This window comes from Duganella sacchari (assembly GCF_900143065.1).
In the GTDB taxonomy this organism is placed as follows: domain Bacteria; phylum Pseudomonadota; class Gammaproteobacteria; order Burkholderiales; family Burkholderiaceae_D; genus Rugamonas; species Rugamonas sacchari.
The window spans coordinates 567,351-582,808 of record NZ_FRCX01000002.1 but is presented as its reverse complement, the minus strand read 5'-3'; the positions used below and the strand labels follow the sequence as shown (position 1 = coordinate 582,808).

General features: G+C 61.3%; 12 protein-coding genes. 6 read left to right on the top strand and 6 right to left on the bottom strand.

The annotated features are described in order from the left end of the window. Positions 1–8: 8 nt before the first annotated feature. Together BUA36_RS06340 and BUA36_RS06335 are read right to left on the bottom strand one after the other, a co-directional pair. Positions 9–752 carry a GNAT family N-acetyltransferase gene (locus BUA36_RS06340; RefSeq protein WP_139260364.1) on the bottom strand — a complete coding sequence of 248 codons (744 nt, stop codon included), beginning with the start codon at positions 750–752 and terminating at the stop codon, positions 9–11. Then, entirely contained in the window at positions 745–1,698 is a 954-nt protein-coding gene (locus tag BUA36_RS06335) for an alpha/beta hydrolase (protein ID WP_072782629.1), read from the bottom strand. Before BUA36_RS06335 ends, BUA36_RS06340 begins: the two co-directional genes overlap by 8 nt. A 137-nt stretch (positions 1,699–1,835) precedes the next feature. Here BUA36_RS06335 and BUA36_RS06330 point away from each other — a divergent pair, with 137 nt between their 5' ends. Further along, complete coding sequence (locus BUA36_RS06330; RefSeq protein WP_072782441.1) at positions 1,836–2,675, top strand: formyltransferase family protein; 840 nt, start codon at positions 1,836–1,838, stop codon at positions 2,673–2,675. A gap of 37 nt (positions 2,676–2,712) precedes the next feature. Here the strand turns inward: BUA36_RS06330 and BUA36_RS06325 are convergent, their stop codons facing one another. Continuing rightward, positions 2,713–4,911: a TonB-dependent siderophore receptor gene (locus BUA36_RS06325; RefSeq protein ID WP_072782438.1), complete on the bottom strand. Its 2,199-nt coding sequence runs from the start codon at positions 4,909–4,911 to the stop codon at positions 2,713–2,715. 138 nt (positions 4,912–5,049) lie between these two features. Next, positions 5,050–6,285: a lysine N(6)-hydroxylase/L-ornithine N(5)-oxygenase family protein gene (locus tag BUA36_RS06320; protein WP_072782435.1), complete on the bottom strand. Its 1,236-nt coding sequence runs from the start codon at positions 6,283–6,285 to the stop codon at positions 5,050–5,052. Between the two features lie 161 nt (positions 6,286–6,446). On the opposite strand from BUA36_RS06320, the gene BUA36_RS06315 reads away from it, so the two are divergent. The 3 genes from BUA36_RS06315 to BUA36_RS06305 are packed head-to-tail and all read left to right on the top strand — an operon-like array spanning position 6,447 to position 11,221. Continuing rightward, positions 6,447–8,816, top strand: coding sequence for a penicillin acylase family protein (locus BUA36_RS06315; protein ID WP_072782433.1), 2,370 nt, complete (start codon positions 6,447–6,449; stop codon positions 8,814–8,816). A gap of 12 nt (positions 8,817–8,828) precedes the next feature. Further along, positions 8,829–10,463 carry a cyclic peptide export ABC transporter gene (locus BUA36_RS06310; protein ID WP_072782431.1) on the top strand — a complete coding sequence of 545 codons (1,635 nt, stop codon included), beginning with the start codon at positions 8,829–8,831 and terminating at the stop codon, positions 10,461–10,463. Beyond that, complete coding sequence (locus BUA36_RS06305) at positions 10,460–11,221, top strand: thioesterase II family protein (RefSeq protein ID WP_072782429.1); 762 nt, start codon at positions 10,460–10,462, stop codon at positions 11,219–11,221. Before BUA36_RS06310 ends, BUA36_RS06305 begins: the two co-directional genes overlap by 4 nt. Here the strand turns inward: BUA36_RS06305 and fhuF are convergent. Continuing rightward, positions 11,153–11,896, bottom strand: coding sequence for a siderophore-iron reductase FhuF (gene fhuF, locus BUA36_RS06300; protein WP_084560025.1), 744 nt, complete (start codon positions 11,894–11,896; stop codon positions 11,153–11,155). The two genes, BUA36_RS06305 and fhuF, sit on opposite strands and share 69 nt — an antisense overlap. Before the next feature lie 63 nt (positions 11,897–11,959). Between fhuF and BUA36_RS06295 the strand changes: the two genes are divergently transcribed. Further along, the gene (locus BUA36_RS06295; RefSeq protein ID WP_084560024.1) at positions 11,960–12,640 is read left to right on the top strand and encodes a 4'-phosphopantetheinyl transferase family protein; all 681 of its coding nucleotides are present in this window, start codon (positions 11,960–11,962) and stop codon (positions 12,638–12,640) included. Here BUA36_RS06295 and BUA36_RS06290 read toward each other — a convergent pair. Continuing rightward, positions 12,630–13,823 (bottom strand): multidrug effflux MFS transporter, encoded by a 1,194-nt coding sequence (locus BUA36_RS06290; RefSeq protein ID WP_072782425.1) that lies wholly within the window; start codon positions 13,821–13,823, stop codon positions 12,630–12,632. The genes BUA36_RS06295 and BUA36_RS06290 overlap by 11 nt on opposite strands. Before the next feature lie 91 nt (positions 13,824–13,914). Here BUA36_RS06290 and pdxR point away from each other — a divergent pair, with 91 nt between their 5' ends. After that, the gene (pdxR, locus tag BUA36_RS06285; protein WP_072782423.1) at positions 13,915–15,378 is read left to right on the top strand and encodes a MocR-like pyridoxine biosynthesis transcription factor PdxR; all 1,464 of its coding nucleotides are present in this window, start codon (positions 13,915–13,917) and stop codon (positions 15,376–15,378) included. The last annotated feature ends 80 nt before the right edge of the window (positions 15,379–15,458 follow it).

Genomic DNA, 15,458 nt, shown 5'->3' with positions numbered 1-15,458 from the left:
CGACTTGCTTATCGCGGGGACCAGAATTGTTCGTCGAAGAAGCGCTGGCGTGGCAGGGCGCCCAGTACGGCGCGTTTGTGCGGGAAGTCGAATTCGCCCAGCAGGGAATAGCCGGAACGCTGCAGATTGCGGCGCATGCGCTGGTTGTCCGAGCGCGGCTCAATCACCAGCCGGTGGGTGCGGTGATCGTCCAGGAACAGATAGTGGGAAATCGAAGGCAGCCACGCCGATACAAAGGCCTTGCCGCGGCAATCCGCTTCGCCGATCAGCACGTGCCAGCCACGGTCAAAATCGGTGGCGTCGCAGAACGGCGAGATGCGGTCTTCCTTGGCCCAATATACTTCGAAGTAGCCGATCGGCCTTTCGTCCAGGCAGGCGATGAGCGGAATGCTGTGCGGGTCCGCGCCTAGCCGTTCCAGATAGCTGCGGTGATAGTCGAGGCTACCTTCCTCCTCCCAAAACTCGGCGACAAACGGATCGTTCATCCAGCGGTGAAAATGGGGTAGGTCGGCATCGATATCGGCTACGCGAAAGCTCAGTGTCTGCTGCAGCCATGGGATGTGGCGCTGGTACACCACGCCCACAGGTTGCGCAGGACGCGCGGGATGACGATGTCCGCCGCTGATCTCGAAACTCAATGGGAATACCCGCTGCGCTTGCGGCAACCACAGCGCGCGGTCGTGTGCGTTGTGCTGATTCAGTACAGGCTTACTGCGCTCTTCTGCGTGGGACGCGGCCTGGAGTTCAATCATTTGCTGTTACGCCGGCAAAGGCGCCAGATAAGATGTGCGCCAGATCGTCGCGCAGGGTGTCCGCGTCGTCAACGATATTTCCCAGCCGCGCAAAGTCATGCACCATGCCGGTGTAAATCTTCTGCGTTACCGGTACGCCGGCGTCGTGCAGCTTGGCGCCATAGGCCACGCCTTCATCCAGCAGGGGATCGTATTCGGCCAGGACGATGTGTGCTGACGCCAGGCCCGAGACATCCTGTGCCGCCAGCGGCGCAAAACGCCAGTCATTGCGGTCATGCGGGTGATTCAGATAGTGGGCAAACATCCATTGCAGGGTTTCCGCCTCCAGCAGATAACCCTGGCCATGACGCTCATGGGACGGACTGTTTTGCTGGCTGCTGGTGCAGGGATAGAGCAGCACTTGCAGCGCCGGTTGCCGTTGACCGGCGTTTTTCAGGGCGATGCAGAGCGTGGTGGCCAGCGTGCCACCGGCGCTGTCGCCGCCAACGGCGAGACGTCCGGCGTCAATTCCGTGGCTGGCGGCGTGCCTGCATAGCCATTGCCAGGCATCGCGGGCATCGTTGTACGCAGCGGGGAATTTATGTTCCGGCGCCAGCCGGTAATCGACCGCGAGCACTTTGCAGGGCGTGCGCTCTGCCAGATCACGGCATAGCGCATCGTGAGAGTCAAGGCCGCCGATGCAGAAGCCGCCGCCATGGAAGAACAGCAGGCAAGGCAGGCTGTCCGTCGACGGTGGTGAGTACAGCCTCGCGCCGACCTGGTGACCGTCAGCGCAGGGCAGGGACAGGTCTTGCGTGGCGACCGATGCAGCGCCGGGCGCATCGAGCATGGGTGTTGCTTCGTCATAGCTGGCGCGGGCGGCGGCCGGCGTTTGCAGATGCATAGGCTGGCTATCGCCGGCTTGCACCAGCTCCAGGAAAGATGCGAGGTCGGGATTGAGCGGCATGACAAACAAAAGTGATGACAGTGTCTGATAGACGATCCGCATGGCGGTTTGTTTAGCTAACTTTTTTGTGTGCTCGCTCGTCATGCTACTAAGTCCGGCAGTCCGGCCCGAATAACCAACTTGAACGCATATACCCTATGTCGAAGGCAAAAATCGTCTATATCTGCTCGTTGAGGAATGCCACTGCCGATCAGGCGGGACAGTACATCGAGTACAAGGAACAGCAGCGCTACATGAAATCGCCGCTCGAATATCTGACCGAGGCGCTTAACGAGACCAGTCTTGGCCTGTCCTACAGCCTGGAAGCCGTCATCTATGATGATGACGCCGACTCTCCGCGTGACCGTGAAAAACTGGCCGGCTATGGCTTCCGCCGGGAGCAAGGCAAGAAGTGGATCTATCCGCAAGGCCTGGCGGTACAGGGCCGCGCGCTGGATGATCTGCTGCAGCCGATCCCGTCGACCTATCGCCGTCACGCTAAAGGCACACCGGAGCACATCGCAGGCAAGCGCGATTTCGAGGCACGCCTGCTGGCACGCCTGAACGAGCTGGATGCCGACCTGGTGGTGCTTGACGGCCTGCTGGTGATCCTGGATGAACTGGTGCGGCCCGGCGCGGCATATCATCGCCGTATCGTGAATATCCATCCAGGCATTACCCGTCTGGAGTCGCCCTACGAACGGCGCGGCGCCTGGGCTACGCTGGACGCGTTGTACGGCGCGCGCGGCGAGAAGGTGGTTGACTGGACGACGAAAGAGACAGTCGCGGTCGAGCCGTTACGGATGACGGGCGCTTCATTCCACTATGTCGATAACGGCATCGACTCCGGCGAAGTGATTGTGGATGTGCTTAAAACGGAGATCGATCCCGAAGACACGATACTGGAACTGCGCTGGAATAACTTCAACTACAGCCTATTCCCGGCGCTGCATCAGGGCCTGACGCTGATGGCAGGCCGCCTGCGCAAGGCTGCCTGATAAGAATGCCGGGCATTGCACCCGGCCTTCTTCATTCTCAGAACTGGTACTTGAGCGTCGCCAGCACATTGCGTGGCGCGCCAAAAGTGATGTTCTTGAAGGTGTCGATCTGGTTGGCGTAGTACTTCTTGTCAAACAGATTGTTCACATTCACTTGCAGCGACAGCTGTGGGCTGTACTGGTAGTTCGCCATCAGGCTCGCCACCGCATAGGAATCCTGACCTACCTGTACGGTCTTGCCGTTGCGTGGATCGGTGATTTCCGCATAGCTGCGGCCTTCCCAGTTCACGCCGCCGCCGATCGCCAGCTTGCTCCATTCGCCAGGCAGGCGATATTTGGTGTAAGCCTTCAGCATCTTGTGCGGATGCGCGGTGTTGATGTCCTTGCCGGTGCCATCCTCGCTGTTAAACTGGCTCCAGCCCAGGCTTGCGCTCCAGCCGCGCGCCAGTTCGCCGCTCAGCTCAAACTCGTAGCCCTTGGTCTTGGTGCCACTGGTGGTGGTGTAAGCCTGTTCGCGGGTATTGGGAATGACCTCGTTGCCATCCGGGATGGCAAAGTTGTCCTGCTTGATGTGGAACACGGCGAACGAGGTATTCAGCTTGCCGTCAATCAGCTCGCCCTTGACGCCGGCTTCAAATGCCTTGCCCTTGAGCGGATCGACATAGACGCCGCGCTTGTCGCGATAGTTCTGCGCATCGAAGATGGTGGTGTAGCTGGTGTAAAGCGTGGTTTGTGGCGTCAGGTCGTACAGCGCGCCGACATACGGCGTGATCTCGCCGTTGTGGGTGATCTTGAAGGCTTCCGCCGTCCACAATGCCTTGTCGCCTTTGCGCTCCCAGTTGGTGACACGGCTGCCGACGATGAATTTGAGGGCGTCGGTCGCCTGCAGGCGGGCCATGGCATACGCGCTGGTCTGCGTATCGCGGTTGAAGCTGCCGGTCTGGTAGGGCGACCAGTTGGGTTCAGGATAAGCGCCGGTCCAGGCGCGGAAGTCGCCGATAGGCGGCAGCACGCTGGCATCGCTGGAAAGCCACAAGGTCTTGTGTTCACCGTGCAGAATACCAACGGCCAGTTCATGCTTGCGGCCAGCCAGTTCGAACGGGCCGGATGCGGTCAGTCCAAAGTCGCTTTGCTTGTCGCTGACGCCATAGCCGATGATCCATGGTTCCAGACCCAGGCCGGTGTTGCGGTCTACCACGCCATCCATCCAGTTGAGGCGCTGGTCACCGCTGTTGGTGCGCTGGTTGGACGAAGCTTGCAGCTTCCATTGATTGGCGAAACGGTGTTCCAGCGTGGCGAAGGCGGTGCGCTGTTTGGTATCCCAGAAGTTCCAGCTGGCGGCGGTGGTGGTCGAACGGTCCCAGTCGGTGCGCGTGAAGTCGCTGTAGAAAATCGGCAGACCTGCCCATTGGTTGCCGCGGTGACGGTCGCGCTGCTCGCTGAAGCCGACACTGAGGCGGGTATCCGGCGTCAGGTCGGCGTCGATCACGCCATAGGCCAGGGTCTTGCGGGTGTTTTCCAGCCGGATGAAGTTGTCCTTGTCTTCTGCGCTGATGACGACGCGGCCGCGTACCGTGCCTTCTGCATTCAGCGGCGAGCTCAGATCGATAACGCCGTTGCGCTTGTCCCAGGAGCCCACGCTCAGGCTTGCCGAGCCGGTGAAGACCTTGCTGTCCGCATGCTTGCGGATCAGGTTAATCGAAGCGGATGGATTACCCGTACCGCTCATCAGGCCAGTAGCGCCGCGGATCACTTCAACGCGGTCATAAATCGCGGTGTCGGCCTGCGACTCGCCTGCGTTGCCGCCGACCATAGGAATGCCGTCCATCTGGATTTTGTCGATCTGGAAGCCGCGCGCGTAGTAGTAAGCGCGGACACTGTCGATTTCCTTGGCCGAGACACCGGTGGTGTTATTCACCACATCGAAGACGGTGTGCAGCGCCTGGTCATCCAGTCGCTCGCGCGTAATCACGGTCACGGATTGTGGCGTATCGCGGATCGACAGATTCAGGCCGGTGGCGCTGGTGCTGGCACTGGTGGTGTAGGAGCCGCTGCCTTCCGTCGGGCCGGTGGCGCCGGCAGTGACAGTGACCGTGCCCAGTGTCTGGCCGTCCTTGGCGACGGATGCAGGTGCTTGCTCGGCGTGAGCCATGCCGCCCATGGAAAGACTGGCCAGCGCCAGTTGCAGGACCAGCGCACCGCGCCGGAGAGGGATGTGACGAAGAACAATATGCATATTTACTTGCCTGGTTGATAATAATAAAAAGCAGCTGTACATGCTCAAAAGAAACGGGCGCATGTAGTCCTACCCCGCTGACGAATCAGCGAGGCAGAAATTTAAGAAAAAGTTATTCCGCTTTCGCGGCGGCGGGGATCAGGCGGCGGCTTGCAGGGCGGCGCCGATTTCCTGGCTGCGGATGGCGGTGATGGAAAGCAGGGTATCGGACAGGCCGTGCGAGGCTTCGCAGCTGCCTTGCAGGAAGACGCGTGGCGCGAAGCGCTCATCGGCGATCAACTGGTAGTTGCGGTCCACTGCCATATTGTCCAGCCATGGCGACAGGGCTGACAGCAGTTTCTGATGCTGCTGGCGGCGATAGCCTGTCGCCAGGATCACCGCGTCGTAACGGCTGGCGAAGGTGGTGCCGCTGTCCTGGTCCTTCAGTTGCAGCTGGATGCCGCTGGCTTCCGCGTTGACCGTCACCACTTCGTGGCGGCGCAGGAACTGGTGGTGCTGGTGGCCCAGTACTTTTTGCTGGTAGAAGACACGGAAGATCTGCTCGATCAGGTCTGTATCGGCGACAGCGTAGTTGGTGTTCAGGTGTTCCTCGATCAGGGCGGCGCGCTCCGATGGCGGCTGCTTGAAGACGTAGTCGGTGTAGTCGGCGTTGAAGATTTCGTTGATAAAGGGGCTGTCGTCCGCGGGTTTCATGGCGCGTGCACGCGTCACCAGATCGACGTGGCAGCCCTTGCCGTGCAGGTCCATGAAGATTTCGGCTGCACTCTGCCCGGCGCCGATCACGGCGACGCGGCGCGCATCCTTCAGTTTATTCATGCTGGCCAGGTAGGCGCTGGAGTGGAATACGCGCGCATCGTCGCGGAACGGCGCAAAGCATTCGGGGATGGACGCGGCGCCGCCGATGCTGACCACGATATTGCGCGCCAGGCGCTCATGCTGCTCTCCGTGGCTGTCGCGTGAGACGACCGTCAGGTGCGTCACGCGGCCATCCTGCTGTACTGGCAGCACCGCCGTTACTTCTTCGCCGTAGCGGGTTTGCGCTGCGAACTGGCGCGCGGCCCAGGCCAGATAGTCGTTGAACTCATAGCGGCTTGGGTAGAATGTCTTGAGATTGATGAAGTCCGGCAGGCGCTGCTGCTGGTGCAGATAATTCAGGAAGGTGTAGCGGCTCGCCGGATTGCGCAGGGTCGCCAGGTCCTTGAGGAAGGAAATCTGCATGTGGGTACCATCCAGCAGCATGCCGGGATGCCAGGCAAAGTGCGCCTGTTTTTCCAGGTACAGCGCGTCAGGCGAGTGGCCTTGCTCCTGCAATGCAATGGCCAGCGCCAGGTTGGATGGGCCGAAGCCGATGCCGATGAGATTATGGATGTGCATGATGTGTGTCCTGTTATTCCTGTTAATCGGTTTGGGGAACCGGCGTTGTACGGTCTTGCACCCATGACGATCCGCGCGCCAAAGTGTTTAGCATCCAGCGCGTTTAAATAAACGCCGCACTGAAACGTCAGGTGGGTGAGCGAACTTCGAAAGGGCGGGACATGTTGAGGCGGTTGAAATTCGGGTTGATGGCGATGCTGGCGTGCGCCGCCGCCCAGGCGGGCAATATCGAGATCCGGCGCACGGCCGATGGCATCCCGCATATCAAGGCTGCCAGCTGGCGTGACCTGGGGCAGGGCTATGGCTATGTGCAGGCGGAGGACGCGCTGTGCACCATGAGCGAAGCCTTCACCACGTTCAAAGGCCGGCGCAGCCTGCACTGGGGCGCGGCCAACCGTCCAGCGCATGAGTCCATGATGGGGCGGTCCAGCAATCTGGAAATGGATATATTCTTTGCCGGCTTCCTGACGCCGGAGCTGATCCAACAATACCGGCAGGAGCAGCCTGCGGATCTGCAAGCGCTGGTAGATGGTTTTGCATCGGGCTTTAACCGCTATGTCAAACTGGCGCGCAAGCTGGGTAAGGTGGCTTGCGCAAATGAACCCTGGGTGGTGGAGGTCACCGCTGACGATATTTACCGCCGCATGTACGCAGCGACGCTCAGTGCTGGCTACGCGCGATTTATTCCCGCCATTGTCAACGCGGCGCCACCGGGCGCGAACAAGCAGGCGGACAGCACGGAGCAGCCGTCCCTGCGAGAACTGCTGGCGCAAACCATCGGCAACCAGCCTGGCATCGGCAGCAATGCGATTGCGCTGGGTGGGGATGTCAGTGGCAAGACGGAGCCAGTCCTGTTTGGCAATCCGCACTGGTTCTGGCGTGGGCCAGACCGGTTTTACCAGGCGCACCTGACTATTCCTGGCAAGCTGAATGTGGCAGGTGTTTCCTTCCTTGGCGTGCCGGTTGTGATGCTCGGTTTTAATGACCATGTGGCGTGGAGCCACACGGTGTCGGAAGCACGGCGTTTTGGCTTGTTCGATCTGACCCTGTCCGGTGCTACCAGCTATCGCGTCGATCAGCAGGTGGAGGCGATGCAAACGCGTACAGTCACCGTTCCTCTGCGTGCTGCTGACGGCAAGGGGCGCAGTGTCAATCGCACCCTGTATTTCAGCCAGTTCGGCCCCGTGGTTGACCTGGGTGCGCGCGCGCCGCAGCTGGCGTGGAGCGAACAGAAGGCCCTGGCGATGCGCGACATCAACGGAGAAAACTTCCGCGCCTTTCGCACTTTCTTCTACTGGAACCAGGCGCGCTCGCTGGATGAATTTGTGGCGATTCAAAAGCGCGAGGCCAGTATTCCATGGGTGAACACGATCGCCATTGGGCGTGACGATGCGCGCGTCTGGTATGGCGATATCGGCGCGGTGCCGAACGCCCCGGATGATCTTCGCGCCCGTTGCGCCACGCCGGTATCGACGGCATTTGCCGGCCTCGATGCCAGTACACCGGTGCTGGATGGCAGCCGGGGCGAATGTGACTGGCTGAACGGCGCCAGCGCGGCCCAGGCGGGCGCCATGCCTGCTGCACGTCTGCCAGGCCTGTTCCGCAGCGACTACGTAGCGAATATGAACGACAGTTATTGGCTGACCAATCCGGCGCAGCCGCTGGAGGGCTATGCACGCCTGTTGGGCGGCGAGCGCGAAGAGCCTTCGCTGCGCAGCAAGGCCGGACACCGCATCGCTGCCAGCTTGCTGGCGCGTGCGCCGTTGGCGCCGGCCGATGTAATGCATAGCCTGGGCGAGCAGGGACTGGACGCCCGCTCACTGGCGGCGCAGCAGTACAAGCAGCCGTTGTTGCAGGCGATTTGTCAGCGTGGCGAAGTGGAGGTGACCCGCGATACTGAAACACGCAAGACCTTCGACACCGTTCGCAAGGTCCCACTGGATGAAGCGTGCGCGGTGTTGCGCGCCTGGCCGGATAGCGCCAACGCCCAGGACCGTGGTGCGCTGTTGTGGGAGCAGTTCTGGGCGCGCGTGGAGCGCATACCGGATGAGGAGCGCTTCAGCGTTCCTTTTGATCCCGCGCGTCCGCTCGAAACACCAGCGCAAATCCGCGCCGACGATGCGCGCATGGCACAGAGCCTGGGTGCAGCCGTCCTGGCCATGCAGGCAGCGGGACAGCCGCTCGACACGCCCCTTGGCCGGGACCTGTTTGCGGGTGAAGGCAAGGACCATGTGGCCTTGTACGGCGGCTGTCATCAGGGCGGCTACTTCACGGTGGCCTGCCGGCTATTGGGCAGCAAGGGGTTGACCGAGGATTTCATCGGCAACAGCTATTTGCAGCTGGTGCGCTTCAACGAGCGGGGCGCAGTTGCGGAAACCCTGCTGGCACATGGCCAGAGCGAAACCGGACTGGATAACGTGACGCGCAACGCCGGCCTGCAGGACTATGCCGCCAAGCGTTGGCGCGCCTTCCCCTTCCACGATGCGGAGGTGCGCGCCGCCACCGTCTCACGTACCGTACTTACACCGTAACCAAGGATATTTATGCTGCGTTTTCTGATTCAACAATCGCGGGGCCTGCTGCTGGCCGCCGCCGCCGGCAGTGTGGCGCACGGTATTTGCGGCGTTGCGTTGATCGCCCTGATCAGCGAAGCGCTGAGTGCCAGTGCCGAGGCGCGTTCCGGCATGGCGGTCACTTTTGCCTTGCTGGCCCTGGGCTTGATGCTGACCCATATCGTCGCCTCCGTGCTGTTCGAGCGTCTGAGCCAGCATGCGCATGCGGAGCTGCGGCGCTATGTGAGCGGGCGAGTGATCGCCGCTGACTACCGCAACCTCGAATCGATCGGTTCAGCGCGCGTGCAATCGGCCCTGTCGGAGCATAGCGCCAATGTGGCGGCGTTTTTTGTGACCTTCCCGGCGATTCTGAGCAACGCCGTGGTGGTGCTGGGCTGCCTGGTGTATATGCTGCTGCTGTCGTGGAAAATCTTCCTGTTTGCGGTGGCGTTGATCGGCCTGGGCTCCTTCGGCTATCACCTCGCCAACCTGCGCGCGATTCGCCATCTTGACCGTGGTGCGGAAGAACAGGATCGTTTGTTCGGCCATTTCCGCTCCCTGACCGACGGCGCCAAGGAATTGCGCCTGCATTTCGGCAAGCGCAAGGTGTTCCGCGAGCAGGTGCTGGGTGCCTCGATCGAAACGGTGCGCAGCGAACGTGCGCTAGGCATGTCGATTTTCGTGATTTCGGCCAGCTGGGCGAACTTCCTGATTTATGCATTCATCGGTCTGGTGTTGTTTGTGCTGTTGGGGGATGCATCAAACCAGACCCGCATCATGACCGGCTTTGCGCTGGTATTCGTGTACATGGTCACGCCGCTGGAGGTGCTGCTGCTGAATATACCGCGCGCCAATCTGGCCAAGGCCTCGGCCACGCGCATCGATGAAATTACGGCCGGCATGAGCGACTCGGAGCAGGCTGTCAGCAGCGCCCAGGCCCAGCCACTGCAGCAGCTCGTGCTCGATCACGTTGAACACCGCTATTATCACGAGCAGAGTGATGATTTCTTTGCACTGGGACCGGTCAGCTTTACTTTCAAGCCGGGAGAGGTGGTATTTCTGGTCGGCGGCAACGGCAGCGGCAAGACTACGCTGGCCAAGCTGCTGGTCGGCCTGTATCCGCCGGAACGCGGCCAGATAGTCCTGAATAACCAGGGTGTCGATGACGCCAGCCGCGACCAGTATCGCCAGTTATTCAGCACGGTATTCTCCGACTTCCATCTGTTTGACCGCCTGCTGCACGGTGGCGAGGCTGGCGCCGACCTGGATGCACGGGGCAATCGCCTGATCGAGCGTCTGCATCTGCAGCACAAGGTACAGGTGCGCAATGGCGCGTTCACCACACAGGCCTTGTCGCAAGGGCAGCGCAAGCGTCTGGCGCTGGTTGTGGCCTGTCTGGAGAATCGCCCATTCCTGGTGTTTGATGAATGGGCTGCGGACCAGGACCCGGTCTTCAAGAATGTGTTCTATCTTGAAGTGCTGGCGGAGCTGAAGGCGCAAGGCAAGACTATTCTGGTGATCTCGCATGATGACCGCTACTTCCACGTGGCAGACCGCCTGATACGCATGGAAAACGGTCAGCTCAGCGAGGACACCGTGCCGCAACGTCCAGCGCAGGCGGCATGACTTCAGCACCACTGACTTTGCTTTGTCTGCCGAATGCCGGCGGCAGCGCCGCCATGTATCACCGATGGAAACGCCTGCTGCCGGACTGGCTGACGGTGCTGCCGATGGAGCTGCCAGGACGCGGCCATCTTGGCAGCCAGCCGCTCGTATCGGATTACGACGCCATGGTGACGCAGCTGGCTAGTGATTATCTCGCGCTGCCGCCCGGACGTTACGCACTGTTTGGTCATAGCATGGGCGGTCTGCTGGCCTATGGACTGGCACAGCGCCTCAGCCTATCGGTTGCGGGCAGAGCGCCTTGTGCGCTGCTGGTGTCTGCATCGGCCGCACCAACCTGCCGCAATCCGGTCGTCGGTGATCTGCGTGATGGTGCGTTGATTGCCGAAATGCGCAAGCAGGGCGGCACACCGGAAGAAGCGTTTGCCAGCGAAGAGTTGATGCAGATGGTATTGCCCGTGATGCGGGCGGACTATCAGGTCTGCGCCAGCTTCCAGCATGATGCGCGGCGCCAGCCGCTGGCGCTGCCGCTGCATGTGTTTGCAGGCCGGAGTGACCATAATACGCCGCAGCAGATGGCGGCCTGGCACCATGAAACGCAGGCCAGTTTCAGCCTGCACTGGTTCGACGGCGGCCATTTTTATTTGCGGGATGCTCCGCAGGAAGCGCTGCTGATGCATACCATTGAACGTCTACTGCATACGAACCGGATCGAGCGGACAGGCGCCGCAATAGTCCTGGCCGGGCAGGAGATGGTATAGGCAGCATTGGCTGTGCAGTGTAACCAGGCCGTCTGCAGCGGCCTGTTCGCCAGGCTTGGGTGAGGCGCGCTTGCGGCGCATATGCAGCGGATTTGCTTCGCCGCGCCATTGGGCATGATCCAGCAGTTGCGCGCGGTCGCTGTTTGCGGCGCCAGCATGGGGTTCGCCGAAGCTTTGCATCGCGTCGAACAGGAACGTCAGCCAACGCACCGTGTTCCCCCACATGATCTTCTGTGCCAGGCCGGACTGGCGGTTCAACTCGGCGAAGAACGGAGTCAAATGGCCGCGCAATAGTGTATCGTAGCGCTGTACCGCGTTTGTGCCAGGCAGTGACTCGCCCAGCTCGCGAATGTGGAATCCGGCCACCTCGCCATGAGGCGCCAGGCTCACGGCCATTTCGCCAGCGGGAAAACGATGATGCAGCAACGTGGCCGCCGCCACGAGCGGCGGTAGCAAGGCGGCCAGATAGCGGTTACTCCAGGCCGAGGCGGCAGGGCGCAGGTCGTGTACGCCGAAATTGTCAGCGGCTGCGCGTAGCTGGGTTGTGAGCAAATCCGGCTCGGCCAGCAACTGCGCCAGCGGTATGGCGGTTGCTGGAAATGTGGGCGCGTGAGACAGCGACTCGCCGTAGCTGCGCATCTCTCCCTGAAACAGGGGTTCAAGTAATGGGATCATGCCGGATAGACGAATGAGGCGGGCAGAAATTTGAAAACAGTATCAACCTTCGGCAGGGGGCATATGCAGCTACGCCTGCATTCCGCAGCCGGCGACTGCAATGTGCAGATGCTGCGCTATGACCTGGCTGCGTTTGATCCGTCGGCATTCGCTGATGCTGCTATCGTCATGCCGGTTTCGATCCAGCGCAGCGTAAAAAAGCGTCAGGCGGAATTCTTCTTTGGCCGGCTGGCTGCTGCGCTGGCGCTGCGGGAGCAGGGATATGCTGCCGTCGAAGTCGGGATAGGCGCCATGAGAGAGCCGATTTTCCCCGCCGCCGTGAAAGGGACGATTACCCATACCGATAGGGTTGCGGCGGCGGCGGTGTTGCCAGCGCATCGCTGCCGTGGCCTGGGAATCGATATCGAGCAGGCGATTGCGCCTGACGCCATCCACAGCGTCGAGCAACTGGTGCTGCAACCTGCGGAGCATGCCGTGCTGGCTGGTGTGAATGAGCTGGCATATCCGCTGGCCCTGGCGCTGGTCTTTTCCGCCAAGGAGAGTTTCTACAAGGCGCTCGCGCAGGCCGTTGGCCGGGTGCTTGATTTTTCGGCCTTGCGTTTGCTGTCCGTCGATCTTTCAGCGCAGCGCCTGCATTTCGTGACGGAAGAGATGCTCTGCGCTGACTGGCCTCGCGGCCAGCCATGTGAAATCGGCTTTCATCGGCTGGCTGCTGGTGAGGTGCTGACCATCTTTAGCTGGTAGACGGGATTTTGACGGCGGCCTTGCCCGCACCCAGCCATACGGCGCCAAATGCCAGGCTGCTACCCAATGTGACGTACACCATCGGTGCCGCACTGCCGTCGGACAGGCGGCTGGTGACCAGGCTGCATATCGCTGTCAGCGCCATCTGTATGAAGAAGAACAGGCCGGATGCCGACCCGGTGATGCTGGCATAAGGCTGCAGCACGCGGAACTGGCATGCCGGAATGGCGACGCCTACCGACAGCATGATGACGATGAATGGCAGGACGATGGCGGTTATCGAATCCCGGAAGAGCGTCGTTGCACTCATCAGCATGACGGCTCCCGCGATGTTCAGCAGGACGGCCCCGGAGATCAGGCGATCTGCCGGATGGCTGGCGGACAGGCGCCGGAAACCATGGGAGCCGCCAACGTATCCGGTGACAGTCAAGCCAAATACCAGGGCGTAACCGGTGGCCGACAGGTGCATGGTCCTTTGCAGGAGGACCGACGATTCGGCGACAAACGGGAAATAGGTGCAGTACACAAAGCTGATCGCCAACGCGTAGCGCAAAAAATAGCGATCGCTGAGCAAACGACGGTAGGTGCTCAGGATATTGGCTGAGGCTTGGACAGGGCGGGTTTCAGGCAGCAGCAATCCGGTCATGGCGAGCGACACGGTGGCCAGCAACCCCAGTCCGATGAAGACCCAGCGCCACCCGAGTGCGGCGTCGATCAGGCTACCGGCCAGCGGAGCGACTATGGGTGAAAGCGCCATGCCCATGGAAATCCTGCTTAGCATGGCGGCCTGCGTGCGCTGGTCAAACTGGTCGCGCACGATCACGCGTCCGGCTACGGTGCCGCTGCAGCCGCCCAGGGCCTGGAACATCCTGGCGATGATGATGGTCCCGGCGCTGCTGGCCGTTGCGCAGACCAGTGTGGCAAACAGATATAACAGGGTGCCCCATAGGAGTACTGGCCTGCGGCCGATGCGGTCGCACAGCGGGCCGCAGACCAGCATGGAAACCGCGTAACCGGCCATGTACAAGGTCAGTGTGAGCTGTAGCTGTGCGTCGGATGCATGCAGTGCATCTGCCATGGCGGGAAGCGATGGCAGGTAGGCGTCAATGGTCAGGCGGGGAAGACAGACGACGAGCAGCAGGAGGATGGTCCAGGTTCGTGGATGAAGATTTTTTGCGGACATGCCGATGCGTGGAGGGTTGGGTATTTTGCAAGTCTAGTGTCGCTGTGGTCTAATGCCCAGTACCGTTTGGCAGATTAATCATTGGACCACTATGGCACGAGGAAAGGCGGAACTTGCGCTGGACTTGCCGCGACCCGCGGCATTGCAGGCATGTTCTGAAGAGGAGGGCAGCAAGCAGGATATCGTCTACACGGCGTTGCGCGACGCTATTCTGGGCCGCTTGATTGCTGCCGGCGGCCGCCTGCCGTCGAGCCGGGCGCTGGCCGAGCGCTGGGGACTGTCGCGCGGGACGGTGGAAATTGTGTATGACAGGTTAGGCGCGGAAGCTTATGTGATGCGCATGCCCGGTTCCGGCACCCGTGTCAGCGCCGTTGTGCCGGACCGCTATCTGATCCCTGCCGGCCTGGCGCCAGTCCCGCGTTGCGCCGAGCAGGATGAGATCTATAAGACTGAGGAGGTGAGCGTGCGGGCGGGACGGGCGTTCGTGGCCCGGCTGGCCGATCCGGCGCTGTTCCCGATCTCTTCGTGGTCGCGGCATCTCGCCAGCGCTCTCAATGGCGCACATGCTGACGTGCTGTCGGCTGCCGATCCGCAGGGGCTGTTGACGTTGCGGACCCAGATCGCAGCTTACTTGCGCAGCTATCGGGGCATAGACTGCGATGCTGATGATATCGTCGTCCTGACCGGCATACGCCATGCGCTTGACCTGCTTGCACGTAGCGTGCTGCGCGCGGGAGACAAGGTCTGTGTCGAAGATCCTGGCTACGCTGCGGCGACGCAGATTTTTACCGAGGCTGGTGCGCAGGTGGTTCCCGTACCGGTAGATAGCGAAGGTCTGCAATGCGATCAACTGGACCGCCACACCGATGCGCGGCTTGTGTATGTCACGCCTGCGCACCAGTCTCCCACCGGCGTCACGATGCCGGTCACGCGCCGGCTGGCGTTGCTGGACTGGGCCGGCGCCAGCGGCGCCTGGATTATCGAAGATGACTATGACAGTGAGTTTAACTATCTCACTGCGCCATTGGCGGCGCTGAAGTCGCTCGATCATGGCGACCGGGTGGTCTACTGCGGCAGCTTTAACAAGACGCTGTTTGCGGGGCTGCGGGTCGGCTATGCGATCGTGCCCCGGCAGTTGAAACCACGTTTGCTGAAGCTGTGGCAAACCACGGGCCGTTCGGTCGGCGTGACAGAGCAACTGGCGCTGGCCGCCTGGCTCAAGGATGGCGGATTCATTCGCCACTTGCGGACATCCCGCCGTGCCTACCAGGAGCGCCGCGATGCGATTCTGGCGACGCTGGCGTCCCATGCGCCGGGACGCTACACGATAAGCGGCCAGCATGCAGGGTTCCACTTCGTTCTGTGGCTGCCCAAAGGGACGGACGAAGCCGGATTTTGCGCGCGCGCCGCGGCTGCGGGCCTTAGCCTGCAAGGGTTGCGCAGCCTATGCCGGGATACCGTGCCCGCTCCCGCCGTCATCATCGGTTATGCCGCACTGACGATGGCCCAGGCCCGCTATGGCGCACGCCTACTGGCAGATTTGCTGACCGGCTGATTCCATACTCCTGGTTGTGACACAAATGCTTGAAGCACTATTTATGCGTCTTTTGAACAGGAATAGTATTCACGCATAGA

Coding starts and splice junctions, on each gene's coding strand:
- BUA36_RS06340 (WP_139260364.1), bottom strand. CDS start 752: ATGATTGAACTCCAGGCCGCGTCCCACGCAGAAGAGCGCAGTAAGCCT.
- BUA36_RS06335 (WP_072782629.1), bottom strand. CDS start 1,698: ATGCCGCTCAATCCCGACCTCGCATCTTTCCTGGAGCTGGTGCAAGCC.
- BUA36_RS06330 (WP_072782441.1), top strand. CDS start 1,836: ATGTCGAAGGCAAAAATCGTCTATATCTGCTCGTTGAGGAATGCCACT.
- BUA36_RS06325 (WP_072782438.1), bottom strand. CDS start 4,911: ATGCATATTGTTCTTCGTCACATCCCTCTCCGGCGCGGTGCGCTGGTC.
- BUA36_RS06320 (WP_072782435.1), bottom strand. CDS start 6,285: ATGCACATCCATAATCTCATCGGCATCGGCTTCGGCCCATCCAACCTG.
- BUA36_RS06315 (WP_072782433.1), top strand. CDS start 6,447: ATGTTGAGGCGGTTGAAATTCGGGTTGATGGCGATGCTGGCGTGCGCC.
- BUA36_RS06310 (WP_072782431.1), top strand. CDS start 8,829: ATGCTGCGTTTTCTGATTCAACAATCGCGGGGCCTGCTGCTGGCCGCC.
- BUA36_RS06305 (WP_072782429.1), top strand. CDS start 10,460: ATGACTTCAGCACCACTGACTTTGCTTTGTCTGCCGAATGCCGGCGGC.
- fhuF (WP_084560025.1), bottom strand. CDS start 11,896: ATGATCCCATTACTTGAACCCCTGTTTCAGGGAGAGATGCGCAGCTAC.
- BUA36_RS06295 (WP_084560024.1), top strand. CDS start 11,960: ATGCAGCTACGCCTGCATTCCGCAGCCGGCGACTGCAATGTGCAGATG.
- BUA36_RS06290 (WP_072782425.1), bottom strand. CDS start 13,823: ATGTCCGCAAAAAATCTTCATCCACGAACCTGGACCATCCTCCTGCTG.
- pdxR (WP_072782423.1), top strand. CDS start 13,915: ATGGCACGAGGAAAGGCGGAACTTGCGCTGGACTTGCCGCGACCCGCG.